The following is a 25932-nucleotide window of genomic DNA, read 5'->3' on the forward strand; positions in this document are numbered from 1 at the left end:
AACACCTATAGCATGTCAGTGCAACCTAATGTAAGTCCTCCCAACAGTTCTGTGTGTGAGTAGTTCATGCACGGTCTGCCTCAACTCCTCCAACCCCTCCCCCCTGAGGGCCGAGACCCGGACGACACGCCACTCCCACAGGTACCTGGCCGCCAGGTAGTCCCTGACCATCTCCTCTACAGCCCTAACGTCACCGCATAAGTCCGTTTTATTTAGAGCGACTATGAGGGGCTTTCCGAAGTAGCCAACCCGCGTCAGTATGTCCAGGGACGCTTCCATCTTCCCTCTAATCACGTCTAGAGCCTCGGACGAATCGATCATGAGTATCGTGAAGTCTGAGTGGGATATCTCCTCTAGCGTCGCGTAGAAGGCCTCGATGACCTCGTGCGGTAAGTCCCTCACAAAGCCTACCGTATCGACAAACATAACCCTCAACCCGTTCACGTTAGCCGCCCCAACCTTAGGGGACACAGTAGTGAACATCTCAGGTCCTACGGGCTTCCTTAACCCGGTCAAAGCGTTGAAGAGGGTGGTCTTCCCAGCGTTGGCGTAGCCGGAGATCGCCACTTGCGGGAACCCCTTGGAGGTCCTCAAGCCCCTCTCCCTACCCCTCCTGACCCTCAGCTCGTTCAACTCCCTCTTGATCTTAGTGAGCCTCCTCCTCATGTGGTTGTAGTAGGTCTCGGTAGCGTACTCACCAGGTCCCATGAAGCCGGGAAGCTCCCCCAGCTTAGCCTTCCTTATCCATTCCTTGACTATAGGTAGCTGATGCGATATCTCAGCCATCTCTATCTGGAGCTTAGCCTCCCTAGAGCCGGCGTGCTCCGCGAATATTTCAAGCACTGTCAGTATCTTGTCCTTGACTTCGAGCCTCAGCTCCCTCGTCAGGTTCACCACCTGCCTAGGGTGGAGGACCTCATATATGTAGACCGCATCAGCGCTGCCCGAGTCGGAGTTAAGGAACTCCTTAACCTCATTCAGTAGCCGTGGGTTGAGGAAGTAGTTCCTGTCGGGTCTGTAGTTATTGCGTAGCTCGAACTTCCTCAGGACGTTGAGATGTAGGGTCTCAGCAAGTGAGATGGCCTCACTCATGTCGGCCTCTCTGGAGATCAGTAAAGCCCTCCGAACCATCAATCACTCCTTCTCTCCCTTCTTTCTTAAAATCATCACGTCGCCGATGGTGAGGCTCCTCTCAACATTTTTGACGCTCTTCACCCCCTCCACCCCCTTGTCGGCAACAGGCTCAAGCAGCTGTGTTTTGAGCGTTTTCTCCAGCTTACGTGCCAGCTCCAGCGAGGGTACCAGGCGTCCGGACTCTATTCTCTTGATGACGTTCTCACTCTCCTTGACCGCCTCGGCTAGAACCTTCTGAGTCCAGCCGAGCATCTCCCTAGCCCTCCTAACCCTCTCATGGTAGTCGGGGACGACTTCATATTCCTCTATCAGCTTACCCCCCGTAACGCCCGCCCTCCTCGAGGAGGGGGGTTGCGCTACGGACTTCGCTCTGCTGGGCTCTGTTCTCCGGGCCTCCTGAGTGACCTCCCTAACCTCGTTAGCGACGGCTCTCCTGCCTACTTTAGCGTGGCACGAGGAACATAAAACAAGCCTCACACCCTCAACGTACACTACGTTAGCCTCCCTCTTCCTCATCGGCTTACCACACATCTCACAGTACGTTATATCGCTACTCATTAGCCAGCCCTTACAATACTCGCTAAACACACTATTAAGCATCCACCATATCTAATGGCTTTTGATGCGATAAATACAGACCTGCTGGGGTAGGTTTTGAAGGTCTCGCAAAAGTGCTTGCAGGGTTTATATGCGGAGGTAGCTTAGCGACTAACGTTCAGCGTTCTTGCATAGACCTGCACAGTACATGTTGGATCTCCTTAACTGCAGTAACGGGAGTCGATGCCTGACTTCATTCACTAGATCCATGTCTATGTCGATCTCAACGTACTTCTCCCCCACCCCTAGGTCAAGCACCTGAGTCCCCCAGGGATCTATCAGTCCCGACCTCCCGGTGTAGTCCTCCCCGTACTGTACTGACACCGCCACGTAGACCGTGTTCTCATGAGCCCTCGCCCTAGCCAGGAAGGACAGGGTCTCCTCCTTCAAAGGCCCCTTGAACCATGCTGAGGAGATCGTTATGAGGTCAGCCCCGCCAGTCGAGTAGATTCGAAAGAGTTCTGGGAACCTTATATCGAAGCATATAGCCATGGCGACCTTAGCCTTGCCGATGTCCACGACTGGTGAGGGTCTGTCGCCGTGCATTATGTAGTCCGACTCACGGTATCCGTATGCGTCGAAGAGGTGCGTCTTCCTGTACGTGGCAACTACCTCACCCCTCGGATCTATCATTACTGCGGTGTTGTAGACCTTAGGTGGTTCAGGACTCTTCTCGAAGGTCGTGGTTACGAAGTAGGTTGAGTGTTCGCGGGCCAGCCCCCTGAAGAACGCGATGAAATCGCCTTCAAGGCCGTCAGCCATCCCGTACGCCTCCTCCGGCCTCAACCTGACTATGTTGAACGCGGCGTATTCAGGCAGAACGACTATATCAGCGGAAACCCTCCTGAGTAGCCTGCCCACCTTCTCCACGTTACCCTCTTTGTTCGCCGTAGCGCCGAACTGAAGTATCCCGACCCTCAACTCACGTGTCAAATCACAACCACCACTACAAGTCATGGGGGCCGTTTAAATATTCGACCTAGAACGTGCAGGCGTCAAGCCTCACCACACAGTCCGGATTGAATTGATGACGCATGTCATGCCCCAAGTTGAAGATTGAAATTCGATTAATGACGGTTTGTTGCAGTAAATTATGTGTATTCCATACCTGTGTTGAATAGTCTTAACTATTCCATGAATTTTGAGTTAAAAACTGTTTCAAGAATAAGGCTTTTATATTTCAGCCTGAAATCTCTGTGTTGAATAATCAATGTCTCAGAGGCCAAACATGTTGAGCATTGTCTTAGTAGTCTTAATTGTTGTTGCAGGTATTGCCGGTTACTTCGCTGGTTCGGCAACGGCCCCCCAAGCCCCGCCATCCGGGGTTGCCACAGTGACTGTAACGGCCACGAAAACTGCGACGGTCACAACGACAGCGACCCAGGGCACTCCCTCAACGGTCTACAAGTGGCGTATGGTGTCTGCGTTCCCGTCGGGCGAGCCGAGGTTTGACGTGGAGAGTACTTCGTGAATCTAGTGAAGAACATGTCCAATGGGAGGCTGATTATAGAGCTTTATCCTGGCGGGGAGCTCTTCCCCGTCCCTCAGACCTTCGACATGGTTTCGAGGGGCACAATTGACGCGGCTGCCATATTCCTCGGGTACTGGGTGGCTGAGGACCCAGTCATGGCGTTGGGCGCCAGTATTCCAGGACCTCAGAGAACGCCGGACGACGCCCTGTACATATACCGTGCTACAGGACATCTTAAGGAAGCACATCGAGGCCCGCGGCGTGCTGCTGGTCGGACCTCTCGACATAGTTCCCTCGGAGGTGCTTGTGAGCAGGGTGCCAATAAGGACTCTCGACGATATCAAGGGCAAGATAATAAGGACGGCAGGCCTCTCAGCCAAGATCTACGAGAAGCTGGGGGCGAAGGTCGTCACTCTGACGGCGGGCGAGATTTACCAGGCATTGCAGTTGGGCACTATAGACGCTCTCGAGTGGGGTGATTACGAGGCTGACTACATACTGGGCTATCACGAGGTAGCTAAGTATGTTCTTGAGGCACCGCCTGGGTACTCGTTACATTCTGGGGCGTACCCTGACAGCATACTCATACTCAACCCCAACTCCTGGAACAACCTGCCCGACGACCTGAAGGAGATAGTTAAGGGTGCTGCTAAGGCCGCCTACACGTGGGGGATCGAGCGCACATACTCCATGGCTGAACTAAGAGGGAGGCAACTCTGGGAGAATGCAGGGGCTGAGATCACTGTGCTCTCCCCCGAGGAGTGTAAGAAGATTATAAGTGTAAGCATGGACATATACGTAGGGCTCGCCAAGCAACATGCCGACGCGAAAGACTTTATAGTGAGGCTAGCTAAGGCTTGGAACGACTTAGGATATGCGGAATGAGCTAGAGCCCTCGAGAACGCGTTGCGGGCTGAGGGACTGATATAATGGCTAACCTGGTTGACAAGCTAAGCACAAAGCTAGCTTTTTTGAACGGATACCTAGCCTTAGTGCTGACGTTTCTGGTCACCTACGGAGTTATCTGCAGGTATTTTCTACGGGAGCCCGACGTGCGGGTCTTCTTCATATCCAACTGGATTCTGGGCATCGTCTTCCTTTTCGGTTTCGGATATACGCTCCTTACGAAGGGGCACATAAGCATGGACATAGTGTACATGCACCTCCCCCCTAAGGCCAAACACGCGCTTGATATACTTTCCCTGCTCTCCATAATTGCCTGCTGCATCGCTATACTGCCCAACACCGTCGTCCTATCCTGGAGGTCGACATTGATGTGGGAGATGGGCTCAACCATGCCGGTCTTCGCCCCGCCCATCTGGTGGTATAAGTGGATCCTAGTTTTTGCCCTAATTTTAGCCGTACTTCAGGCGTCTTCACTCCTCGTGAAGACCGTGCGGAAGAGGAAGTAGGTGATGTACGATGGAAATACCGCTCCCAATCTTCATGTTCCTATTCCTAGTCGTACTGCTCGCTTTAAACATACCTGTAGCCTTCGCTCTATTCATAACCGCCATTGTGTTCGGGCTGGCTGCGTGGGGGTTGACGAGCCTCGACATAATCTTCCAGGGCATATGGAGCACCATGAACAACTGGGCACTCGTCTCAATAATCCCGTTCATCCTAATGTCTGCATTGCTTGAGGAGTGCGAGTTGGTCGATGAGAGGTATGAAGCTCTGTACAAATGGTTAGGAGGGATAAGGGGCTCGCTCCTGGTCATCTCCGTGATCCTGGGGGCCGCTATAGGTGCCATGTCCGGTGTAGCGGCGGCGGGCATGGTAACCCTCGCAATGCTTGTCTACCCCATGATGGAGAAGTACAACTACCCGCGGAGGGTCTCGATAGGCACGATCGTGTTCGCCGGGTCTTTGCCCCAGCTAATACCTCCTAGCCTTAACATGGTGATCTACGGAACGATGACAGGGGTCTCGGTGGGCAAGTTGTTCGCCGGCGGTCTAGGCATGGGCATAGTGATGACCCTGCTAGGCATAGCGTACGTACTCATATGGTCCCACCTCCACAAGGACGAGGTGCCGGTGCTTGAGGTGAAGTACACGTTGAAGGAGAAGCTACAAGCCACTAAGGGACTCATAGGCCCGACTGTAATCATAGTTGGGACTTTAGGCTCGATATACAGCGGGATGGCTACGCCGACTGAGGCTGCCGGCGTTGGCGCGTTGCTGACGTTGATGTACGCGGTCGCTAGGAGGAAGCTGAACAGGAAGGCGCTAACCAACTCGCTGATCACCACCACTAGGCTCACCGCGATGGTGTGCTGGATAGCCTCCGGCGGCCTTGCCTTTGGATCCGTCTTCAGCGGCATCGGCGGCAGGAGGATGGTGGTGGACTTCATGACCTCATTACCTGAGGCCAGGATATCCGCACTAATAGTCGCTCTGGCATTGGTGTTTATCTTGGGCATGTTTATCGACACGACCTCTATAGCCATGATAGCGGGGCCCATACTAGCACCGGCCATAGTAGCTCTTGGCTACAACCCTGTCTGGTGGGGGATCATATTCTGCACCATCCTGTTAACGGGGTTCATATCCCCGCCTGTGGGTATGTCCATGTTCCTCTTCAAGGGGGCAAGACCCGATGTATCGATGGAGGACATCTATAAGTCAACCCCACCGTTCCTGCTAATAATGGTGGCAACTACGATAGTGGGTATAATGATTCCTGAGATCCCGATGTTCTTTGTAAGACTCTTCACAGGAACCTGATTCTAACCCGCGGTCAGGAAAGAGCGTGAGGAAGTTTTTTATCTCTCCCTAGGTTAGATTAATGTCACTTCTCGACGGCAAGCCTCAGTCCGTGCGACGCCATAACCAGCAACTCCAAGATCCTGTAAGCCTCCACAGGATCTTTGGCCTCGTACTCCACCGTCACGCCGTCAACCCTCCTAACCAACGGCAGGTACTCAGCTACATCCGCGAACCCGCTCTCGTGAAGCACCAGCCTGACCTTAACGGGCGTCCCCACGTTAAGGGGCCTCACCAAGCCCTCGGCGTAGGCCCTCGCCGCCCTCTTAAGACCGGATTCAAGCTCCTGAAGTATCTTGGTTAGGGACGGGCTGGCTGCTGAGTACCTGCTGAGGGACTTCTTCAGCGGGACGAACGTGACCCAGGGCGTGTACCTCGCTACCTCCTCACCCAGCTTCTCATCGCCCGCTAGGAATATGACCGGTATGCCTAGATGACCCAGCGCCGAAGCGTTGATGAGGTACTCACTGGACCTGATCCCATTGAACTCCACGGACCTGATGACCGCCCCGCTGTATGTGTGATCGAAAGTGGCTCTAGGGGTTCCGTAGCCTGCGTGATACCCGAGCATCAGGGCCACGTCACTACCCTCGGCACCAGCGACCATTGAAGTGGGTCTCGGATAGCCCCTGACTATGGTCACGTATTCTGGGAGCTCCCCCACCTCAATGTTAACCATGTCCCCGTGGCTGTCGGCCACAACAACCTCCTCAAACCCGCTTCCCCTCAGCACCTCACACGCCTTCACGACCACTCTGGTAACAACCCTCCTAGCCTCTTCCCAAAGAGTCTTACCGGGGGTCAGGTGAAGCCTGCTCACGACGTAAGGCAGGCCCTCTAAATCCACTGACACGAAAGCCCTACCACCAGGCATGCCCAAAACACCTACCAGGTATAAGTTGGGTCAGGCGTTAAAAGCGACTTCGGAGCGTATGCTACCAAGACCTACAACAATCTAGGATGGGAACGGCAACGCGGTGAACCCTTATATTCGCTGGCTTGTTAAGTATGTGTAGGTGTAAAGGTTAATGGATTATGAAGCACTGCATAACGAGGCCGTAAACCTGCTAAGACTTAAGGGGGATCCGGTCGGGTTCAAACTCTCCGAGGACGTCATTAAGGGGGTTCCCTACCTGAGTAAGAACTTGGCCCTATGCCAAGTCATTAAACTGGCGGCTGTATATGGCATGACTGTAGGCGTTAACGGCGATAATGTTGACGCGTGCGTTGTAGGAACATACATCTTGGGCTTCAAGACCCCCTCAGAGGATCTGATGATGAGGTGGGTTAAGGGCTTCGCGTACAGTGAGGAGCTCTTCAAGAAGCTCGTGGAGGGGGTCCACGCCCTCCCCGCAGGAAAGTATAAGTCAGGAGTCTTCGCACCCCTCAAGCAATTCAACAAGCTGAGGCTGGACCCAGACGGTGTGTTGCTAGTGGCCAACTCAACCCAAGCATATCTACTCCTCGTAGGGTATTTCGACAGCACCGGCGTCAAGCCCGCGTCGGACTTCAACGGGCACGCGGCCTGCGAAATAGTAGCCACCACCGCGAAGGGCAGGACTCCGTGGCTGACGTTGCCCTGCGGCGGTGCGAGGGCTATAGCTGAAGCGCAGGACGACGAGCTCTGGCTGGGTATGAGGGTGGAGGAGCTACAGGCAACCCTCAATCGACTGAAGACCGTTAACCTAAGGTACCCGCCAGCCGTCTACCAGATGCTGATGACCCCGCCAGCATCAGACCACCCGCTGACCTACCTAATAAGGAGGTAAGCCCCCACCCTAGGAAGCGGTTTTTATATTCTTTCAAATTCAACATGCTAACTGCGGACCCCATCCAGAATCCTTATTGGGGGGTTAGGTCCTTCTGGAACCCAAACACCACATGATGTTATGGAGACCCAACCTTACTAAGTTGCGTGATTTAAGTAAATTAGAGTGGTTGAGGCGGTCGATGGGAGGTGGTTTGTCGCATCCTCAGTATGGGATCCTCTAAGCAGTCGGTCCGCCCAGCCTGGAATGCGAGGGCTTCAGCTGATGAGCACTGACCCCTGCATTAGTCCCTAGGACTACTTGACGACGTCCTTAATCTCGAACCTTATATCCCCGTACCCCCTAGCAGAGCTTGAGATGACTATCCTGTGCTCGCCTGGCTGGAGCCTTAATCCCTCCACTACGATCGTGGCGGAGGAGTTAACGCGGAAGTCGACCGGATTCGTCTCGGATATCTCGGAGTTAGGAATGACCTTCCCCTCGGACAGGAGCTTCACCCTTGCAGGGTCGAGGGGCTGTTCGTCAACGGCTAAGCTCAGGGGCTTGACGAGCGTTGCATCGCCTAACGAGTTAGTTAGAGTGAATTGAAAGCCGCTCTCAACGTTGGTCAGGCTTCCCTTAACGTACAGCCTCCTGAGGATGAAGGGTGGGATGAAGCTCATTGAACCACCACTATAATATTACGATAAAGCCTCAATAAATATGCTGCTTTAAAGCCAACATGGACTAGAGGACCACGCGGTCGCTGAGAACCTCCTTGAGAAGACGCTTCAAACATGAACGCAACTCAATCTTCATCTCACCCCTTAATCGCTGTGGCGAGTGCGTTGCCTTGGCGGATCTGAGGCTAGTTAAGGTAGTCCAACACTTCTCTTAGCAAGGATCTCCTTGATCTTGGTCTTGTCCTTAACGTACGTTTTGAGCGCCGGGAGCCAGAGGAGGGCGCACGGCACCCAGAACAGGCTTATTGCGATCATCCCGTACAGCATGTTGTTAGGTTCCGGGATCCCGGTGCTGAGGAAGAACGTCATTAAGAGGCTCGCTATGGTGGGGCCGAACGCCGACCCTATGTTATCAGTTATGTTGAACAGGCCGAAGATAGTCCCTCTATGCTCCGGTAGGGAGACCTCGCTTAAGACTGCCGGCACGTTGGGGGCTGCCCAAGTGACGAAAACCATTCCAACCAGCCCGAGAACCACCACTGGAAGCAGCGCATTCAACGATTCATTGCCGTAGGGGTAGGGGTATGACAGCAACGCCACCATCGTTAGAGTGCCCAGCAACACTCCCGTGAAGGCTACGACTAACCTCCCGTTTTCGAACCCCAGCCTAAGCAACCTGTCAGAGAGTAACCCACCGGCGAAGTAGCCTACCATCATGCCTAATCCAGCGGCGAAAACTATGAGTGTGGAGGTAGCCTCAGAAAGACCCCACCTCTCCTGGAAGAACGTGGGGGCCCAGTAGGGTATGGCGCCCCACGGGAATGTGCCCGGAACCCCCTGCAGGTAAATGAATATAAGGGTCGGTGTTGAAGCAAGTGCTAGGACGAACTCCCTCAACCTAATCCTGTACCTGTACCCCAGCCCAGAGTCGTACATTCTCTTAAGCTCCGGTTCCGCATACCCCACCCCGATCTCCTTGATTAGGATGAGGAACAGAGGTGCGAGCACGAAGTTCGGGGCTGCCGCAAGCATGAAGGGCACCCTCCAGCTGACCCTCATCGAGAGGGCCGTCCCAGCCATCATCATGCCTACCAACACCCCGAAGCCCGTGCTGAAGTTGTATAATGCGTACCCCTTCCCCCTCTCGTGCGGGGGGTACAGGTCGGACACGAGCGCCCTAGCCACCGGTGCGGCGCCGTTTATGCCTATTCCCGTGAGGGCCCTCAACAGGAGGAGTTCGTAGTAGTTCCTCACGAAGCCCGTGAGGAAGCAGGGGATCTCACCGGCCAGAACAGCCACCGCGAAGAGGATCCTCCTGCTCAGCCTGTCGGCCAAGTAACCCCACAGAAACGTCGTGGCGATGCCGGCCAGAACGGGTATAGTCCCCACCATCCCAGCATAGATGTACCACTCAGCCTCCCCGCCGATGATCATGCCGTCCTCCCTAAGCCTGGTCAACATTGGGGCGACGAGGTTTTCATCAGCATACAGCATCATTAACGAGGCCACGAGGAAGAATATGACTACCCCTCGTCCACTCATGCAACCACCCCGCAATCAAGTAAGGTTCCGGGCCCGAGGACCTCCTTAACCGGCCCACCACCCTCGTGGTGGGCGGGTCTCCATAGCATCCACATGTACACGTACCCAATACGGAACCTGTCAACGGCGTAGAGGGATGGCGGATCCATCAAACACACCACACCCACATCTCTAATCATTCTCGATGTGGAATCGCTACACGAACAGCAGCTCCTCAGGTATCTCCTTCCTAGAGGCGATCTCCCTGTAGAGGAGCGCGCTGGGTCTTAGGTATCTCCTCTTAGACCCGAAGTCCACTTTAACGAGGCCGAACCTCATGTTGAAGCCTGAGGCCCACTCGTAATTATCTGTTAAGGCCCAATGTAGGTAACCCCTCACGTCAGCGCCTCTCTCAATGGCTTTCGCCGTACTGATTAGGTGGGTCAGCAGGTATGAGGGCCTCAGCCTGTCGGTCGCGTCAGCCACCCCGTTCTCACTCACTATTAGGGGTAGCTTGTACCTCTCGTAAGCCTCTGCAAGCACTCTCTCCAGACCCTCAGGGTAGACCTCCCACCCGAAGTCGCTGCAGGGTCTCCCGTCCCTGCTGACCCCGCCTGGCTGGCAGATGAAGCCGTAGCCGGGTACGTAAGTCCAACCCGTGAAGGCGCCCTTAACGCCGGAGACCACCATTCTCGTGTAGTAGTTCACGCCTATCCAATCCACCCTTCCTCTTAGCGAGTCGGAGCTCGCCAGCATCGACTCACCCTTCGTGACCGAGTCCAGGAACAGGTAATTGTACATAGTACTGGCGGTTTCGGCCGCCGAGGCGTCCTCAGGCCTGTCCATGCTGGAGGGCTCGAAGCACATGAAATTCTGTATGACTCCGACAGGCTTTCCGGACACCTCCTTCAGTATATCGTACGCACGTGCGTGAGCCACGACCTCGTTCCTAAGCGCTTGGAATACGTAGTTCATGCTCGGGATGCCGGGCGGGAACCCTGACCTGACGTTCAGGTATCCGGCAGTGGCCACGACGTTAGGTTCATTCATGGTGCTCCACATGTCGACGTACTCGTCGAAAAGGCGAGCTACTGCATACGCGTACTTGACGAACTCGGGGATTATGTTCTCGTTCAGCCAGCCGGACAAGGCTGTGACGGGGTCCCTCCTGAACTCCACGGGGTTGTGGAGCCACAGTGGGAGGGTGAAGTGATTTAGGTTCAGTATCAGCTTACCGCCCCTCTCAACCCAGTCCCTGAACAGCATCCTATACCGCTCAACAGCACTCATATTCACCTTCTCGAGCAGGGCCTTCACACCTCCCTCACTCAAGTCAACTCTGGTCACACCCCCCTCCTCATCCTTCTCAACACTCGCTGGGACGTCACGGGTGGATTCAGGGAAGAGGCGGCTCCACTCCACGCCCAGCCTTAAAGCGTTGGCGCCGAGCCCCCTCGCAATCTCGTGGTCCGACCTATACAGCCGGAGATAACCTGGCCCGTCCTCAGGTAAATGCCCGCTAACGACTCCTGAAGCGATGTTGTCGGGATCGTGAACCCACACCCACCAATCACTGTGGGCATCCTCAAGGCCTGGAAAACCCATCTCAAACTGAAACCCGGCCTCACTGAACCCGAATAGGAAGCGGTCAGGAAGCCTCAATAAGGCACACCAAGTATACCTTACGTGGAACCCCAATATATAGTCACCTCGAATGGGTGAAGGAGGAAGCAAGCTTTTTTATGCTGAATACGGTAGGATGTCTGTAGGTGCGTACGTGATGGATTCACCGCTGAAGCGTGTTCTAAGCAGGGTGGACTCACTTCAGGATTACGCTGTTAACCTCCTGTCCGAGATCGTTCGAAGGCCTGCCGTTAACCCCTCCTTTGGCGGGGAGGGCGAGTACGATAAGGCCGCGTTCCTCCTGGAGGAGATCAGGTCGTGGGGCTTCAGTGACGTGAGGGTGATTAACGTGCCGGACGCCCGCTCCAAGAACGGCGTCCGGCCGAACATAGTGGCCTACATAAGGGGGGAGGTGGAGGACAAGCTTTGGATCCTCACACATCTGGACGTAGTGCCTCCAGGGGATTTGAACGCGTGGGTCGTTACGAAGCCCTTCGAGCCGATCGTCAGGGATTCCAAGATCTATGGCAGGGGCAGCGAGGACAACGGGCAGTCTATGGTTGCCTCACTGATGGCGGCTAAGGCCCTGCTGGAGGAGGGGGTCAAACCTAGGAGGACGGTAGCGCTGGCGCTGGTCAGCGACGAGGAGGCCGGCTCTAAGCACGGCATCGAGTACCTCATCAGAAACCATCCGGAGCTATTCGGGTCGAGCGATGTGGCGTTGGTGCCGGACGCTGGTGAGAGCGACGGAGGCTTCATAGAGGTTGCTGAGAAGTCCAGCCTCTGGGCCAGACTCAGGTTTAAGGGGCTTCAGGCACACGGCAGCATGCCGCACAGGGGCTTGAACTCACAGAGGGTTGCGGCTGAGTATATAGTGCTGCTGGACAGGCTCGTGAGGGAGAAGTACGGTAGGGTGGATCCGCTGTTCGACCCGCCAATGACTACGTGCGAGCCGACGATGGTTAAGAACCCTTGTGGGTCCCCCAACATAATCCCGGGAGAGCATGAGGTGGTGTTTGACTGCAGGATCCTGCCGGAGTACAGTGTAGACGACCTGCTGAAGGATATGGATGACGTGTTCCACGTACTTAGGACAGTGTATGGGAGGAGGAGCGGTGGGGACACCTACCCGCAGCTCGAGGTAGAGGTCATTAGGAGGTCTGACGCCGCCCCGCCAACCCCGCCGGACTCCCCGATCGTCAAGGCGCTGGTTGAGGCATTAAGGACTCTCAGAGGGATCGAGCCAAGAGTTGGCGGAATTGGGGGAGGGACTGTGGCGGCTTTCTTCAGGAGGATCGGCGTGCCGGCCGCAGTGTGGTCCACGGTGGATGAGACGGCCCACATGCCGAACGAGTACGCGAAGGTAGATAACATGCTCGCGGACGCCAGGGTAATGGCTTATCTCATGCTGAAGGTGTGATTTTCCCTCGACATCGTTGACTCCGCGGGGTTCGGGGCGCGGGTGTTGAGGACTCAGCTGAAGTGCTTAGCCATCTCCTCATTCCCCGGCAGCTTAAGCAGGGCGTCTATCGCCTCCTCGACCTGCTTGGTGCTCTTGGTCCTCACATCCACTATCAGCCAGTTGAGGAGGTGGTCTCTGCCGCCGGTTCGGAACGCCTCTAAAGCCCACTCAGCCCTCATAAGTCTGGGCATCATCGCGTACTTCATTATTTTGGTAGGGAGGGTCGTCACGGGCTTCCCGTGAACACCCTTCCCGTCAACTACGGCCGGCACTTCGACGGTGACGTCGCTGGGCACACCAAACATTACGTCCTTGTTTAACGTGTTGACCTGTATGGGCACCGGTATCGGTGGCGCTCCGGGTACGGGTATGTGGAGGTGGTAGTGATCCTTAGGAACCCCTGTCGCGATGGCCTCGATGATCTCCACGACTGACTCACCGCTGGTCACCGGCGGGTACCTACGTGTTAGGGGGGTGCTCCAGTCGAGCACGTTGACGGCCAGCTCACGCAGGCGCCTCTTCAGGTCGGCTGTGTACATGGCCCACCCCACCTCCGAGTCCGGGCCTCCGTAGGGGCCGTACCAGTACTGCTTGGTCTTTAGATCCCAATGGTACTTCCACGTACCGGCTCTGACTGCATCCCCTACTGGGAGGAGGCCGTAGGTAGTGTACATGTCTATCGCCGCCGGCGCTAGGTCCACCTCAAACGGGTCGTCAACACTCTCTCTCCAAGCCCTCCAGTACGCCTCGGAGTCCTCCCTCACCCAGTCACCGAGGTACTCGTAGGCGTCCTCCCCTTCGTATTTGAACTTCGTCAGCCACACTAGGTGGTTGAACCCAGCGATCTCGACCTCGAGCTCCCTCCAGTCTATCAGGCCTGCCACCGTTGCGTAGCACTTTAGGTCGCCGGCCCCGCATTCAGGAACCACATTAACCGCGAGCCTCTTCCTAGCAAGCCTCATGCCGAGGGCGAGGACCGCCGACCTCAAGTAACCCAGATGACCGTGGCAAAGCCCGACGGTTCTGACCTTGCTCACCCTACCGGCCAGTGTGGTGAGTTCGAAGACGGGGTTGGCCACGTTTATGAGCCACGCGTCGGGGGCCAGCTCCTCCACATTCCTCAGGATCTCGGTAAAGAGCTTGAACTGGTAGTACCCCCATATCGTGTGATAGTCGGAGACGTAGTTCCACTCCACGCTGTTCACGCCGCGGTAATACCCGTGCCTCTCCGAGACTTCCCTCATCAACTCGTAGTAGTCGTGCCCGCCGGCCATGGCTGAGTTCACGACGAAGTCCGCATCCTTGACCGCCTCCCTGATGTCCGCTGTCCTGTAAACCCCGGCTTTAACCCCTAGCTCCTCCGCGTACCTCCTCGAGAAGTTGTAGATGACGTCAAGCCTCCACGGCGACACGTCCATAAGCCATATGTCCACCGCGTTCCTTAACTCTTCCTTGATTAGGATGTCTCTCACAATGCTGTTAGACCAGACGGCGCTGCCCGCGCCTATGAAGGCTACCTTCAAACGCTCCACGCAAACACTCCTCCAAGTAAAATTACGGCACTGCGGGAATTATATTGGGTGGGGAAACTCTGTGGGGTGTGTGGGAGGTGCTCAGGGCCTCTTACTCACATGAATGCTGAGACTACGTCAGCATATTGGAATACTATCGGAGTTCCTCCTGTGTGTATGAACACTACCTTCCCTTTGATCTCTCCCCTGTTAACTAGGTCCATGAGTCCGTACATGCCTTTAGCTGTGTACACTGGATCCAGCAGAAGCCCCTCCAACGACCCCACAGTCCTCATCGTCTCAACGACCTCCCTAGTTATGACGCCGTACCCCCCGAACGTGTACTGATCGTAGACTGTGAAGTCGTCTGCCGAGATGTGCAAGTCTACGTTCAGTAGCCTGCCTGCGGACCTGACCAGCTCCACTCCGTGCTCAGCAATGACGCTCGCCCTGCGGCCGCTAGATATACCTATAACCCTGACGTCATCCATGCCTAGGAGCTTCAGCCCGAGGACGAGTCCTGCCTGCGTTGCGGCCGTGCCGGACGCGTGTACGATGTAGTCCGGCCTGAACCCCCTCTCAAGGGACTGCTGAACGATCTCCAGAGCGGCTAGAGCGTACCCCAGCACGCCGTACTCACTGGCTCCGCCTGCCGGGATCACGTACGGACGCCTGCCCTCGGCCTCAAGGTCTCTGGCCACCTTACCCATGAGTTCCTCGGCCTCCTTCGCGGACTCAGCATAGACTATCTTCCCGTCAAGCAGGCGCTCCAGCAGTATATTGCCCTGCATTTCCGGAGGGATGTCTGGCAGGTGCCTGTACAGCACCACGTAGGCGTCCAGGCCAGCCCTCCTGGCAGCCGCGACCGTCAGCCTCGCGTGGTTTGAGTGGTACGCACCCATTGTCACGAGTACGTCGCGCCCGCATGACAGTGCGTGAGCCAGTATGAACTCCAGCTTCCTGACCTTATTGCCCCCCATGACGAGCTCCATGACGTCGTCCCTCTTAACCCACAGCTCCACGCTGAGCTTCCTACCCAGTTTAGGAGCTTCCTCCATTGGCGTGGGCAGAGACGTTAACCTGAAGCGTGGGAAAGACAATATCCTCCCGATCAAGCTCCCGCCCCGCACAAGTAATAATAGCGGCAGGAGTTAAAAACGCGGGACTCCTATCAGTCAGTGAGCGTGTGTTACTAGGAGATATGCAAACGTTGCATAGCGGAGGGATCTCCTCAGAGATCCCCTCATCGATTACAATGAGGTAACTGAAAGAGATTCAAGTTTTAAGATCTGATATGCATTACTATTGGTGATTTTTGCCGAGGAGTGAGTACTTAGAGAGGCTGTACAGGGTGTTTCCCTGGGTTGAGGACCCCTCCACGCCTGAAGGTTCTAGGAGGTATCAAGACACGGTCTCCGAGTTCAAGAGAGTCATTGAGCACACGTGGTTTAAGGAGCTCGTGGGCGGGAGGAGAGAGCTTAGGCTGGTTGACCTCTGCAGTGGTACAGGGGTTGGGGGGTTATGACCCCCATCATCAGGGAGAGAGTGGCCTCCAACCTATTCGGCGGGGTGGTCTACAACACGCTCAACGCCTCAGGCGGCAGGGACTTTATAACGCTGACTATGGCCCTCGACACGTCGCTACTTACCTTCCTCTCAAGGATTGTTGAGGACCTGATAATTTACTCCATGCCACAACTGAATTACGTCAGGTTGCCAAGCGAGCACCTGGCCACAAGCAGTATCATGCCCCACAAGAAGAACCCCGTGACCTTGGAGGTCGTGAGGACGAGGGCGGCTGAAGCAACAGGACACCTCGTCGCATCTCTATCGGTACTGAAGGGCCTCCCCTCAGGCTACAGCCTAGACCTCCAAGAATAGACAAGCACGTGTTCAAGGTTCTCCAGAACACAGCGGAGACTGTAGAGATCCTCACGGACGTGGTTGAGAAGCTGGAAGTCAACAGTGAATCGGTTATGAGGGATCTGAGGAATTACCCAGTGCTTGCGTCAGAGCTGGCCGAGTTAATAACTATTAGGTCAGGAAGGCCCTACAGGGAGGTCTATGAGGAGATGGCCGAACTCGTGAGGAACTCGAGAGAAGCTGTTGAACTCTATGAGGCGGTCAGAGCTAAGTACGGAATAAATCTAAGCTATGAGGACGCAGTGCTGTTAAGACCCGTTAAAGGCTCTACGAGTAGCGAGAGTGTCTTGACCTACTTAAGCATGGCTGAGAGGGAGGTGGAGCTGTACAGGTCAAAACTGAGCGGGTCACGCTGAGCTGAAGTGAAATACCGTTCACCCTTAGATTCAGGAGGCCCGCCCATAGCTGGAAGCCCGCTCCTCAGGGCATGAGGTTCCCAGCCATGTAAATTTAAATTTAAGTACCCCTCACACCTTAGGGGACAGCTACGTGCAGGATCAGGAGGCTCGCGATCTTGAGGAGAGGGTTGAGAAAGTGAGGATCTTAATTAAGGCTCTTGAGGAGAGGATAACAATGGTTGAGAAGGATTTGGCCAGGATCTACGAACTGCAGGGAGTGTTTAAGAAATGTATTGAGGCCAACTCCCATGGACTGTGAGGAGGCCGCTCTTAGGAGGCTCCTGCTGGATCTCTCATCGAGAGCTGCCTCCCTCCACTTCAGGCTGGTCACGCTATATGAGGAAGCAAGAATCGAGACCATAAGACTCTCAGGCCTCTTGTCCTTCTGTGAGACGTACGTTGGAGGACAACACCCCCTGAGGAAGGAGGTTGAGATATTCCTAAGGAAGTACGTCCTCACATCCGACTAACCTCATCACAGACTCCACCCACCCTTCCCAACCCACACGTAGGGAGTCACCCCCACCAACTGCTTCAGAGAGCGCTATGGCGGCCCATAACCCCGTAGCGCCAAGCCTCCAAGATCGCCGGCGGCCGCCCAATACCATTCCTAAAATTACCTGATTATCTGGAGTTCCATTGCGTGTTGAGGATCACGCCCCCCAGTCATTAGAACCATCTTCAATGAAATATCAGCACTACATCTTCACTTATTCTCGGGAATAACGATTTATTAGTTCTGGTGCGGAACTTAGTTCTGGTGCGGAACCTTGGGCCTCTTCGACCTGAGACCGAAGTCCTTAAGGAGTGAGCTCTTCGACAGGGAAGAAGAGCTCGACGTGCTCCATAGAGCTCTAGAGCGTGGCTATCCCTTAACAGTCCTCATGGGGATAAGACGTGTTGGGAAGACGAGCTTATTAAAGACGTTTCTCAATGAAGTAAGTGGAGTGTATATCGATGTACGTGGGGTATATAGGAGAAGTGACCTTGAGTTCAGGGTATCGGACGCCCTTAACGAGTCCTCACGCAGAATAAAGAAATTCTTAGAGGGGATCCGTGGCATAAGCGTCTCTGGGTTCTCGGTTGAGATAAAATGGAGGGGGAGGGACTCGATTAGCTTTATTGGGCTACTCGAAGAGCTTAATAAGAAAAAAGAGAAGTTCGTCGTGGCTCTGGACGAGGTCCAGACGGCTAGGCCACCGCTCTCGGCAGAGATCAGAGGTGCTCTAGCGTACGCATACGATAACCTAGAGAACATAGTTTTCATCGTAGCTGGCTCTGAGATGGGGATGCTCAGAGACTTCCTTAAGGCGGGGGATCCCTCATCCCCGCTGTACGGCAGGCACTTGCATGAGGTCGTGGTGAGGAGGTTCACGCGGGAGGAGTCCGTGGAGTTCCTCGTGAGGGGTTTTAGGGAGGAAGGGGTGGAGCCCCCTGAGGAAGTAGTCGAGGAGTCCGTGGAGTTCTTCGATGGGGTTGTCGGATGGCTTGTATTGTTCGGTAGGAGGTACGTTGATGGTTTCCGAGACCTCAGAAGTTTAAAGGAGATGGCGATTCAGCTTTCACGTGAGGAACTCGAGAAGCTGGGCCCGCGTGAAAAAATGGCATTGAAGGCCATAGCCTCCGGTTGCAAGAGCTGGAGTGCTGTGAGGGACTACGTTTTAGAACACAGCGGCGTCGCGATGCCGAAGTCCACCCTCTCAAGGATCATCGACAAGCTGGAAAAGCTCAGCATAATAGGCAGCTATGAGTTCCTCGACCCGGTGTATAAAGAGGCGGCCACACGGCTTAAGTAAGTAGGGCATGAATGGATTTAAAAGTCGGTTTATTGGGAAAGAGAATTTGCCGCAGTGTTTTTAGATCCGCTGAGACACGCTATATTGCCTTCCCACCTGACTCATGGGGCCCCACTTGCTGAGAGGACTCCCTGGCTGTGGGCGCTCGCCACGGCGTTCGGTGATGCCGGATTAAGCACGTGCCTGTCAGCGACGTGCGTAATTCTTTATTAAGGTATATTACAGTAGTGATATGGTCAGGATTATGTTGAGGGGATTAACTTTATGCTTGCTCCTCCTAATCCTCACATTCCTTAGCTTGACTTCATCCATCATCGTAGCATTCTGCAGGACCTCGGCCTACGGTCGTGCTGGCGGGTCCTCCGCGTGGGAGACTTCCTTCGAGGGTGTTAGCAGCTCTAGGTACAGCTTCCATGTGGGGGACGTGGCCAATGCTGTGAAGCTCGTTCTATACATGGATTCCTCAGGCGATGTTAACAGCGACTGGGTTAAGGTCATTGTCTACGGTGATGTTGCAGCGGTCCCCGATCCGTCGGCTGGGTTCAGGAGATACCTCGTCGGGTACAGTAGAATAGGCTACGAGAATGACGGGAAGGGCACGGCGAGGGGCCTGCATGTGGTGTACTACATACTCCCGGAGACCACGTACCTGGACTCCGTTGAGTTGGAGCTTCACTCGGAGCGCGGGTTCCCCAAGCTAGACACCGCGAGGTCGTGGGTGGAACCTTTGAACATGACGACGCTCTACTGGGCTCAGAGGGATGAGGGCGGTACCTACGGCACCACCTACATGACCACCGCAGGCGCTGTAGGCAATGAGTTGAGGGTTGCGGCGCTGTCTTGTGGAACTAGGGGTTGTCCGGCGTCTCACACGAGCAGCATTTCAGCGTATCACATCATGTCCTTCGTGCCGGACATGGGGGGTGTGGCTGACATATACTTCGATGTTGGCTATATGGGAGGCTTCAACATAGCTCCTGTGAGCTTCGCAGGCGGGGGGAAGTACAGGATTAAGCTGGACGTCGGCGTCGAGCAGGCTAGTAGCTTAGACAAGATCGTGTCAGACCAAGACTTCGTGACGCTCTTCTACTTAAGCGGCGGTGAGGGCTTGCCCGAGCTGGCCACCCGCTTCGTGGAGGGGCGTGTTGAGGACGTGTTACTCGACCTGATCACCGACTACGGGGCTGAGTTCGTAACGTCCGCCGCGGGGAAGGCCGTGCTGAAGTCCATACCGTTCATCGCTCAGATAGTGGAGTGGGCGGAGATATTCTGGAGTCTAGGGTATGACGAGATAGTGAACGGGAGCAGGAGGGTCGTGCTCAACAACACCTACATAGACTACAAGTCCGGTGAGAGGGTTAACCTATGGACGCATTTCGTGGGGATCGCTGAGTCCACCCTGCTGTCATCCAACATCATAAACTTCTGCGGAGAGCCCCCATGGCAGAACTTCCTTGACACGTACTTCGGGACCAGGGTCTGGAGGCTAGATCACGGCGGCGTGCACTTAGGCGGCGTTGTCCTCGACTACTTCAACGTGCCTGAAGTGATCTCGGAGCTGCCTCAAGGCGGGGTGTATAGGGCTACGGACAGTATATCGGTGGTCTTCGATAAGTCCATATCTGAGGCGTCCCTACCACCTCACGATGACTCCATAGCTGTCCGCCTGAACGGTGTTGGAAGGCCTTTCCTGGAGTACTTCAGGTACAGGCTGAGCCGAAACAACACCGTGCTGCTCATCTATCCAAACTACCACCTTGAGTACGGTAGCACGTACGTCATCGAGCTAACGCAGAGGATTAGAGGCAGTGACGGTACAAACATAGTTAAACCGTACGTCATGTGGTTCTCCACTGAGGAAAGGGCTCAGACCGTGCCCCCGTTCTACTACGTAATGCCTACAGCTACTGCGGCAACCCTGCCCGACCACCTCACATATCAGGGGAAGGTGTTCAGCGCCTACCTCTACGGCAATGCCTCGATTGATTGGAGTGGGGCGGGGTTGAGTGAGGTCCCGCTCTACGTGGACGGTCGGAGGGTCAGTGCTAAGTACGTGGGTGAGGCAGTGCTCTACACGAACGACATAAACGTGGATTACTATGACGGCGGTTCGGGGAGACTCTACCTGGCGAACGGCACTCTCTTGTTCACTCCGTTAAGCGGGTGGGACGGAGGCTACCCACCTAAAAGGGGATTGCTGGTCTTCAGGCTTGGAGGGTTAGTGAACGTGGTGAAGGACCAGCCCGCAAGGCTGGCGGTTTCCTGGGTGCGCGTGGGCAACCCGAACGTGGAGAGGTCCTTGAGGAACGCAGGGATTGTTGAGGGAGCCCTCCTGGATCTGGAGCCCGTTCCATTCGCCAACTACGCACTCATATCATCGGTTGGTAAGGTGGGTGAGGGGGTGGTTCTGTCGGGGCGTGACCACCGCGTCAACGGCTCCAGGCTAGCGCTCTACCTCGTCACAGTAGACGATAGGGGGGTGCACGGGTTGGCGGAACTGTTGGGGAATTACACTCCGATGTATAAGGTTGGTTTAGGCGGTTCAGTGTTTATGGATGCGGACGTCTTCGTGTTCGTGGCGGTGAACTCGTCGATCATGGCGGCGTGGAGGTTAGCTCCCTACGGCTACGTCTCCCAGATTGAACAGTCGAAGGTGTACACCTACACCATCAAGTTATTAAGCCCTGAGCCCGTGGAGATCATAATAACGACGAACACGAGCGTTAAGGAATTAGATAAATCCAAGCTACCGAGCGAGCTAAGGCTCGTGGTGGAGGGAGAGGTGGGGGGTGCAGGGTACGCGATCCTCGCGATTCCTAAGCAACTCAACATGGTGGTCAGCTTGGCCACCGTTGACGGGAGGCCCGCAACAATTGAAAGGATTGACCAAACAACGGCTGACGTGGTTTTGGCGAGGATCGCTTACAAGCTAACGCAGGAAAGCTCAACACTGAGTATATACCTCTCCAAAGAAGTGGAGCCTGGAACACGGACGCCTGCAGAGACGAGCACGGCAGGACCGCAATCCCTCCCAGGCGAAGCGATGCTCGCAATAGCGTCTATTGCGTTAGCAGTCGCGGCCTTAGTCATCCTCAAAAGCAGGAAGTAGTCCTGACTCCCCTCCCCCTTCTTAACGGTGTTTACGACCCGATGCCGAGTCTTCAGCTGAAATTTTCTGCTGTTTACGTAGAGTCTCGATTACGTTAAGAGAGACGACTCACTCAAACAGGCACGTAACAGGACTCCCTGTTCACGCGTGATCACCTCCCCAGTTCACCCGTAAGTAAGCCAGACTCTACCTGAGTAGTGGAGGGGGAGACCCCCCTCATCTCCCCCGTGACCTGATTAGCGAGTGACAGGAGGGTACAGGCGCCTGACACCCAAACAGGGAGGAACTGGAAGGCGCCCGCAACACCCTAACCCACAAAAGAAAAAAGAACAGGGGCGAGTCCCTCCTACGGGCGGGCCAGGTGGCTGGCTAGGGGGAGTCAGGGAGGGGTCAGGCAGCGTATATCCTGCCCGTGTACTCGGCAACGAACCCAGGAAGCTTAGAAATCTCAGCAACCTGGAGTAGCTCTTATCTACGGCGTAATCCCCGAAAACCCTCCTAATCTTCGCGAACAAGTCACTCATAAGGCTACCCGAGCTTCAGTGTGCTGGGCCTCTTGGGACCCGTTGGTAGAGACTTAGGGGACGTAATCTTGAATGAGTCCTCGCAACTGCACTCTCCGCAGATGAAGGTGTATTTAACCTCGTAGGCACCCTCTGGAAGAACAACCTCTGTACTAGGTTATAAGGTACTCTGCTCCTCATCCTCATAAGCACGATAACTCGCTGGGTAATCGCAGGAGTAATCTACTGATTTGAAGGAAGGAGGATAGTCGAGCCTGATGAAAAATAAACTACCCTCTCCTAGCTTTTCTTTTTTCTTTCTAGTTATACTGGTTGACTACACCATTCACAGTTATTGATGCTCAAGTGTTAAGAGATAAGAGATGAGAGCGTATATCACGAACTACCACTGAGAAGTTTAGCTCTTACGTAAGTGAAACACGCATAGCTTAATCAAGGCTCTACTCGAGCACGGGGCTGACATCTGCTAGATTTACTCTTAAGAAGCAAAACGAAAGCTAAAGCAATATGTAACCATTTTCCAATTTCCCGAGTCTACTTCTTCGTGAACTTATCCAGCGTTACGTGTTTTCCCCCAGGTGCTTTTTCCTTCTTTTTCGCCGTCTTCTTGGGTAACCCGATTTCCGATGCCTCCTCTCCTTTGAGAGCTCCTGGTCTGGCTTCCTCGGCTCTCTGTAACCTCCTCTCCATCATGGTTTTAGAGAGGGTCTTCGCGGCTTCAGCTACCTCCTGTGGCAACTCGAGTATCCCCGCAACCACTTCATCTATTTCCTTGATTACGGTGTCCCAGAGCTTCTCAACGTTCTCACGCTTATCGGCACCACCGAGTCTACGAGCCTCAGCCTCTAGCTTATCGAAGAGAGAAGACAGAAGCTCCAGGTCATCCTCACTAAGCCTCCTAACATCTAAAGTCGGCATCTCCTCGGCTTGACTAACCTCAAGAGCTATCGGTCCAACAGCACCAGGTGTTCTCCCCATAGATTCTATGTAGAGTTTAACGAAGCTCGAGTTTAAGTAAACTAGGAGAGCTTTCAACCTATCCACCGATATGTTCTCCTTTGGTATAAACGCTATAAAGTCCGCATCTAGCATCACTTGAAACTCCATTAACGTGAACCTATGATAGTATCGCGCATAATACGGCGTGAATATCGGCGATTCCTTAACGCCTCCGAGGTCGTACCACCCGTAGAAGAGGTCTTTCCTCTTCTCCCTTTCCTGGCAAGCCTGGGCCTGACTACATATTTTTCCACCACCTCTAGTTCCCCTAATTGTCGTGGTGCACCAGGTCTCCCCCCACTCAATATACCTCTTAACGTTCTCCGAGAGCTTCCTCCTTTGTTCATGGCACATGAACACGTAGCACTTAGAACCACTCTGCTTTAACTGTTCCCAATCATCCTTGGTGAAGGTAAACCACCTGGTGAATCTTGCACTCACCAGGGCTGGATAAGCGTATTCCCATAAGCCATACTGCTTAACCCGACCCTCGTCCATGTAGAAGAACTCATTAGCACCTAAATCGGGTCTTTTACCGTGCTTAATAGCCCATATCGACCAGATCGTGTTACCTCGGCCAGCCTCAAACAGCTCTCCCATTTTAATGGTTCTTTTCCTCAGCTCGTCTAGTATGGTGCTTGCATCGAAAAGGAGGTTTATCCACTTCTTGTCTCTCGTTATATTCCCCTGTCTTAAGACCCTGATGTAGTACTTGTTCTTGTACTTCTCGGGGTTCTCGATGGCGTCTAAGACTTCGTTGACTGCAAGCTCCCTGCTCTCGCCCAGATCTAGGTACATGAAGACGACTTTGTTATCCTCGCGCTCCTTCTGGTTAGTGGACTTCTCGAGTAGCAGTATGCAGGTGCCGATCAATGGTACAGGGAATACTCTGGATGAGATATCGATTAAGGCTTTGATCTTGAAGTGGTCCAGCAGGAAGTTACCGAAGTTCACACCGTAGTCTGTTTGAAGCCAGCTGTCCGAGATAATCATGCCTAGTCTTCCACCATCCTTCAGGAAGCCCGCGCTGTGCATGATCCAGTAGACGTAGATTCCGGGCTCAACTCCTCGAGAAACCTGGGGGCTTAGTTCGTACTCAGATATGGTGTTTCTGTGGCATCGGCATTTCAGTCTCAGTATCAGATTCTGAGTTTTACCTGGAATCTCAGTCCACCTGGTGTAGGGAGGATTGCCCACGACAGCGTCGAAGTCTTCGAAGGCTATCTCGACTGGTTTCTCCCCCTCTGCTGTTTTCACCTTGTATGGTGTAAGCCTCTTTTGCCCTGGAGCTATGGCGAAGTAGTCCTCCACGACAATGTTGGTTATGTTGCTGGGCTCCTTTGGATTTCTCATAGCTAAGTTCATCGCCGTGACGTGTGCTGGGAACTCGTTTATGTCGACCCCGTACAGCTGGTCTAGTATCTGCTTGTGCACATCGCCAGATACAAACCTCATTTCTTCATATTTTTTCTTAAGCTTGAGCTCTGCCAACTTCTTGTAAGCTTCAACTAGGAATGTTCCGGAACCACAGCCTGGGTCCAGCACCTTGTTGTCAGGACTTCTGATACACCACTTCACTATTAGCTCTGCTATTGGCTTAGGCGTGTAGAACTGACCGAGCTGATGTCTCTCTTCAGGCGGTATCAGCTCCTCGTATATGTAGCCAACGACGTCTCCAAGCTTCTCTATCCTGTACTGCTCAATTAGCGTAATCAGCCAGTCCAGGAGGCTAAGGACCTCATTACTCTCAACGCACTCGATTTCATCGTATATACCCGTCTTGAATACTGGTTCGAAGTCATTCGTTATCTCGATAGCCTTTTTGAATAAGTCTCTCAGTCTATTGAGGTATTCGTTAACACTCCTCACGTAGCCCTTCGAGTAAAGAGACTCTAGCTTCGGCAAACCCTTGTAGTGCCTCTCCAGCACCTTATAGAAGACTATTTTGTTCAGGAGAACATACACCATCTCGCGGGCTAACTGCTCTGGAGCTGGTCTATAGCCCTTCGCCTGAGCGTAAGACTCAACTCTCTGCTCCCATCGACTACTGTACCTACCGCCAGGAGCTATGGCGTCCAGGACAAACGGAGATAACGTGTCTACGAAGCCTCTCAGGTCTTCTATAAGAATCCACGAGAGCTCTTGCTTGACCTCCTCTAGCCTGTACTTCTCGACATAAAGACCTGCGAGCTTATCCAGCAACTCTGCGAAGAACTCATTGCTGAACCTTATGGGCTTATGCATCAGCATGTAGTTCGGTCTTAGAGTGCCGTAGATGTAGCCTACCCCGAGAACTCTACCGTAGTCGCGCTCGCGTATAGCTTCCCAATTGACGTGCTTGTCTATGTCTTCAGGCACCTGGAAGACAGCTATTTGCCTATCGTTGGCGGTAGCGACGAACGGCACATAAATGTTCTTAGACTTCAGTATAGCGGCATAGCTGAAGACCTGCCCTAGCACCTCCTCGGAGGTTACGTGAAACTTACGCTCGGCTCTGTAGGTACTCCCTTTCTCATACTTCTTCTTGGTCTCGATTAGCAGTAGCGGTTTCTCACCCTCTACAAACACCGCTATGTCTGGGTAGCGCTTGTGTCCATAGTACTCAACCTCGTAGTTCAACACTACACGCGCAATTGAGACTCCACTGAACTTCAGGCTCCTCTTAGC

The 25932-nt window shown here is 54.2% G+C and carries 24 protein-coding genes; 13 read left to right on the forward strand and 11 right to left on the reverse strand.

Annotation, left to right across the window (positions count from 1 at the left end):
- Positions 1-15: 15 nt before the first annotated feature.
- From hflX to QW772_04545, 3 genes are all read right to left on the reverse strand, one after another.
- Positions 16-1131 (reverse strand): GTPase HflX, encoded by a 1116-nt coding sequence (hflX, locus tag QW772_04535; protein MEM0038173.1) that lies wholly within the window; start codon positions 1129-1131, stop codon positions 16-18.
- Between the two features lie 3 nt (positions 1132-1134).
- A complete protein-coding gene (locus tag QW772_04540; GenBank protein ID MEM0038174.1) occupies positions 1135-1692 on the reverse strand; it encodes a multiprotein bridging factor aMBF1 in 558 nt (185 codons plus the stop codon).
- A 150-nt stretch (positions 1693-1842) separates the two neighbouring features.
- Positions 1843-2664: a carbon-nitrogen hydrolase family protein gene (locus tag QW772_04545; GenBank protein ID MEM0038175.1), complete on the reverse strand. Its 822-nt coding sequence runs from the start codon at positions 2662-2664 to the stop codon at positions 1843-1845.
- Between the two features lie 298 nt (positions 2665-2962).
- Between QW772_04545 and QW772_04550 the strand changes: the two genes are divergently transcribed.
- From QW772_04550 to QW772_04565, 4 genes are all read left to right on the forward strand, one after another.
- Positions 2963-3202 carry a hypothetical protein gene (locus QW772_04550; GenBank protein MEM0038176.1) on the forward strand — a complete coding sequence of 80 codons (240 nt, stop codon included), beginning with the start codon at positions 2963-2965 and terminating at the stop codon, positions 3200-3202.
- Between the two features lie 219 nt (positions 3203-3421).
- Positions 3422-4087 carry a TRAP transporter substrate-binding protein DctP gene (gene dctP, locus QW772_04555; protein MEM0038177.1) on the forward strand — a complete coding sequence of 222 codons (666 nt, stop codon included), beginning with the start codon at positions 3422-3424 and terminating at the stop codon, positions 4085-4087.
- A gap of 44 nt (positions 4088-4131) precedes the next feature.
- The gene (locus QW772_04560; GenBank protein MEM0038178.1) at positions 4132-4614 is read left to right on the forward strand and encodes a TRAP transporter small permease subunit; all 483 of its coding nucleotides are present in this window, start codon (positions 4132-4134) and stop codon (positions 4612-4614) included.
- A gap of 10 nt (positions 4615-4624) precedes the next feature.
- On the forward strand, positions 4625-5929 hold the full coding sequence (locus QW772_04565; GenBank protein MEM0038179.1) for a TRAP transporter large permease subunit: 1305 nt from the start codon (positions 4625-4627) through the stop codon (positions 5927-5929).
- 64 nt (positions 5930-5993) lie between these two features.
- Here QW772_04565 and QW772_04570 read toward each other — a convergent pair whose 3' ends face one another.
- A complete protein-coding gene (locus QW772_04570) occupies positions 5994-6842 on the reverse strand; it encodes a M55 family metallopeptidase (protein ID MEM0038180.1) in 849 nt (282 codons plus the stop codon).
- 154 nt (positions 6843-6996) lie between these two features.
- On the opposite strand from QW772_04570, the gene QW772_04575 reads away from it, so the two are divergent.
- On the forward strand, positions 6997-7737 hold the full coding sequence (locus QW772_04575) for a DUF169 domain-containing protein (protein MEM0038181.1): 741 nt from the start codon (positions 6997-6999) through the stop codon (positions 7735-7737).
- Between the two features lie 296 nt (positions 7738-8033).
- Here QW772_04575 and QW772_04580 read toward each other — a convergent pair whose 3' ends face one another.
- The 4 genes from QW772_04580 to bgaS form a co-directional block, all read right to left on the reverse strand.
- Entirely contained in the window at positions 8034-8399 is a 366-nt protein-coding gene (locus QW772_04580; GenBank protein ID MEM0038182.1) for a hypothetical protein, read from the reverse strand.
- A gap of 189 nt (positions 8400-8588) precedes the next feature.
- The gene (locus QW772_04585; GenBank protein MEM0038183.1) at positions 8589-9941 is read right to left on the reverse strand and encodes an MFS transporter; all 1353 of its coding nucleotides are present in this window, start codon (positions 9939-9941) and stop codon (positions 8589-8591) included.
- Positions 9938-10090, reverse strand: a complete 153-nt coding sequence (locus tag QW772_04590; protein ID MEM0038184.1) for a hypothetical protein — start codon at positions 10088-10090, stop codon at positions 9938-9940. The genes QW772_04585 and QW772_04590 overlap by 4 nt, the downstream gene beginning before the upstream one ends.
- Before the next feature lie 46 nt (positions 10091-10136).
- Positions 10137-11582: a beta-galactosidase BgaS gene (gene bgaS / locus QW772_04595; GenBank protein ID MEM0038185.1), complete on the reverse strand. Its 1446-nt coding sequence runs from the start codon at positions 11580-11582 to the stop codon at positions 10137-10139.
- Positions 11583-11679: 97 nt separating this feature from the next.
- On the opposite strand from bgaS, the gene QW772_04600 reads away from it, so the two are divergent.
- A complete protein-coding gene (locus tag QW772_04600; GenBank protein ID MEM0038186.1) occupies positions 11680-12963 on the forward strand; it encodes a M20 family metallo-hydrolase in 1284 nt (427 codons plus the stop codon).
- 53 nt (positions 12964-13016) lie between these two features.
- Here QW772_04600 and QW772_04605 read toward each other — a convergent pair whose 3' ends face one another.
- Together QW772_04605 and QW772_04610 are read right to left on the reverse strand one after the other, a co-directional pair.
- Entirely contained in the window at positions 13017-14537 is a 1521-nt protein-coding gene (locus QW772_04605; protein MEM0038187.1) for an alpha-glucosidase/alpha-galactosidase, read from the reverse strand.
- Positions 14538-14632: 95 nt separating this feature from the next.
- Positions 14633-15631, reverse strand: a complete 999-nt coding sequence (locus QW772_04610) for a D-cysteine desulfhydrase family protein (protein MEM0038188.1) — start codon at positions 15629-15631, stop codon at positions 14633-14635.
- 200 nt (positions 15632-15831) lie between these two features.
- On the opposite strand from QW772_04610, the gene QW772_04615 reads away from it, so the two are divergent.
- From QW772_04615 to QW772_04645, 7 genes are all read left to right on the forward strand, one after another.
- Positions 15832-16041: a hypothetical protein gene (locus tag QW772_04615; protein ID MEM0038189.1), complete on the forward strand. Its 210-nt coding sequence runs from the start codon at positions 15832-15834 to the stop codon at positions 16039-16041.
- A complete protein-coding gene (locus tag QW772_04620) occupies positions 16038-16397 on the forward strand; it encodes a lyase family protein (GenBank protein MEM0038190.1) in 360 nt (119 codons plus the stop codon). The genes QW772_04615 and QW772_04620 overlap by 4 nt, the downstream gene beginning before the upstream one ends.
- Before the next feature lie 8 nt (positions 16398-16405).
- Positions 16406-16795 (forward strand): hypothetical protein, encoded by a 390-nt coding sequence (locus QW772_04625; protein MEM0038191.1) that lies wholly within the window; start codon positions 16406-16408, stop codon positions 16793-16795.
- 133 nt (positions 16796-16928) lie between these two features.
- Positions 16929-17096 (forward strand): hypothetical protein, encoded by a 168-nt coding sequence (locus tag QW772_04630; GenBank protein MEM0038192.1) that lies wholly within the window; start codon positions 16929-16931, stop codon positions 17094-17096.
- The gene (locus QW772_04635) at positions 17086-17307 is read left to right on the forward strand and encodes a hypothetical protein (protein ID MEM0038193.1); all 222 of its coding nucleotides are present in this window, start codon (positions 17086-17088) and stop codon (positions 17305-17307) included. The genes QW772_04630 and QW772_04635 overlap by 11 nt, the downstream gene beginning before the upstream one ends.
- 300 nt (positions 17308-17607) lie before the next feature.
- A complete protein-coding gene (locus QW772_04640; GenBank protein ID MEM0038194.1) occupies positions 17608-18633 on the forward strand; it encodes an ATP-binding protein in 1026 nt (341 codons plus the stop codon).
- Positions 18634-18865: 232 nt separating this feature from the next.
- Positions 18866-21742, forward strand: coding sequence for an Ig-like domain-containing protein (locus tag QW772_04645; protein ID MEM0038195.1), 2877 nt, complete (start codon positions 18866-18868; stop codon positions 21740-21742).
- A gap of 1058 nt (positions 21743-22800) precedes the next feature.
- Here the strand turns inward: QW772_04645 and QW772_04650 are convergent.
- Positions 22801-25884, reverse strand: coding sequence for an N-6 DNA methylase (locus tag QW772_04650; GenBank protein ID MEM0038196.1), 3084 nt, complete (start codon positions 25882-25884; stop codon positions 22801-22803).
- Positions 25885-25932 lie beyond the last annotated feature (48 nt).

This window comes from Zestosphaera sp. (assembly GCA_038727705.1).
Classification (GTDB): Archaea; Thermoproteota; Thermoprotei_A; order Sulfolobales; family NBVN01; genus Zestomicrobium.

Excerpts from the sequence above, each read along its gene's own strand:
- QW772_04645 (MEM0038195.1), top strand. The coding sequence starts at position 18,866 with ATGGTCAGGATTATGTTGAGGGGATTAACTTTATGCTTGCTCCTCCTA.
- QW772_04580 (MEM0038182.1), bottom strand. The coding sequence starts at position 8,399 with ATGAGCTTCATCCCACCCTTCATCCTCAGGAGGCTGTACGTTAAGGGA.
- QW772_04540 (MEM0038174.1), bottom strand. The coding sequence starts at position 1,692 with ATGAGTAGCGATATAACGTACTGTGAGATGTGTGGTAAGCCGATGAGG.
- QW772_04575 (MEM0038181.1), top strand. The coding sequence starts at position 6,997 with ATGGATTATGAAGCACTGCATAACGAGGCCGTAAACCTGCTAAGACTT.
- QW772_04590 (MEM0038184.1), bottom strand. The coding sequence starts at position 10,090 with ATGGATCCGCCATCCCTCTACGCCGTTGACAGGTTCCGTATTGGGTAC.
- QW772_04565 (MEM0038179.1), top strand. The coding sequence starts at position 4,625 with ATGGAAATACCGCTCCCAATCTTCATGTTCCTATTCCTAGTCGTACTG.
- QW772_04600 (MEM0038186.1), top strand. The coding sequence starts at position 11,680 with ATGTCTGTAGGTGCGTACGTGATGGATTCACCGCTGAAGCGTGTTCTA.
- QW772_04620 (MEM0038190.1), top strand. The coding sequence starts at position 16,038 with ATGACCCCCATCATCAGGGAGAGAGTGGCCTCCAACCTATTCGGCGGG.
- QW772_04570 (MEM0038180.1), bottom strand. The coding sequence starts at position 6,842 with ATGCCTGGTGGTAGGGCTTTCGTGTCAGTGGATTTAGAGGGCCTGCCT.
- QW772_04585 (MEM0038183.1), bottom strand. The coding sequence starts at position 9,941 with ATGAGTGGACGAGGGGTAGTCATATTCTTCCTCGTGGCCTCGTTAATG.
- QW772_04560 (MEM0038178.1), top strand. The coding sequence starts at position 4,132 with ATGGCTAACCTGGTTGACAAGCTAAGCACAAAGCTAGCTTTTTTGAAC.
- QW772_04635 (MEM0038193.1), top strand. The coding sequence starts at position 17,086 with ATGGACTGTGAGGAGGCCGCTCTTAGGAGGCTCCTGCTGGATCTCTCA.
- hflX (MEM0038173.1), bottom strand. The coding sequence starts at position 1,131 with ATGGTTCGGAGGGCTTTACTGATCTCCAGAGAGGCCGACATGAGTGAG.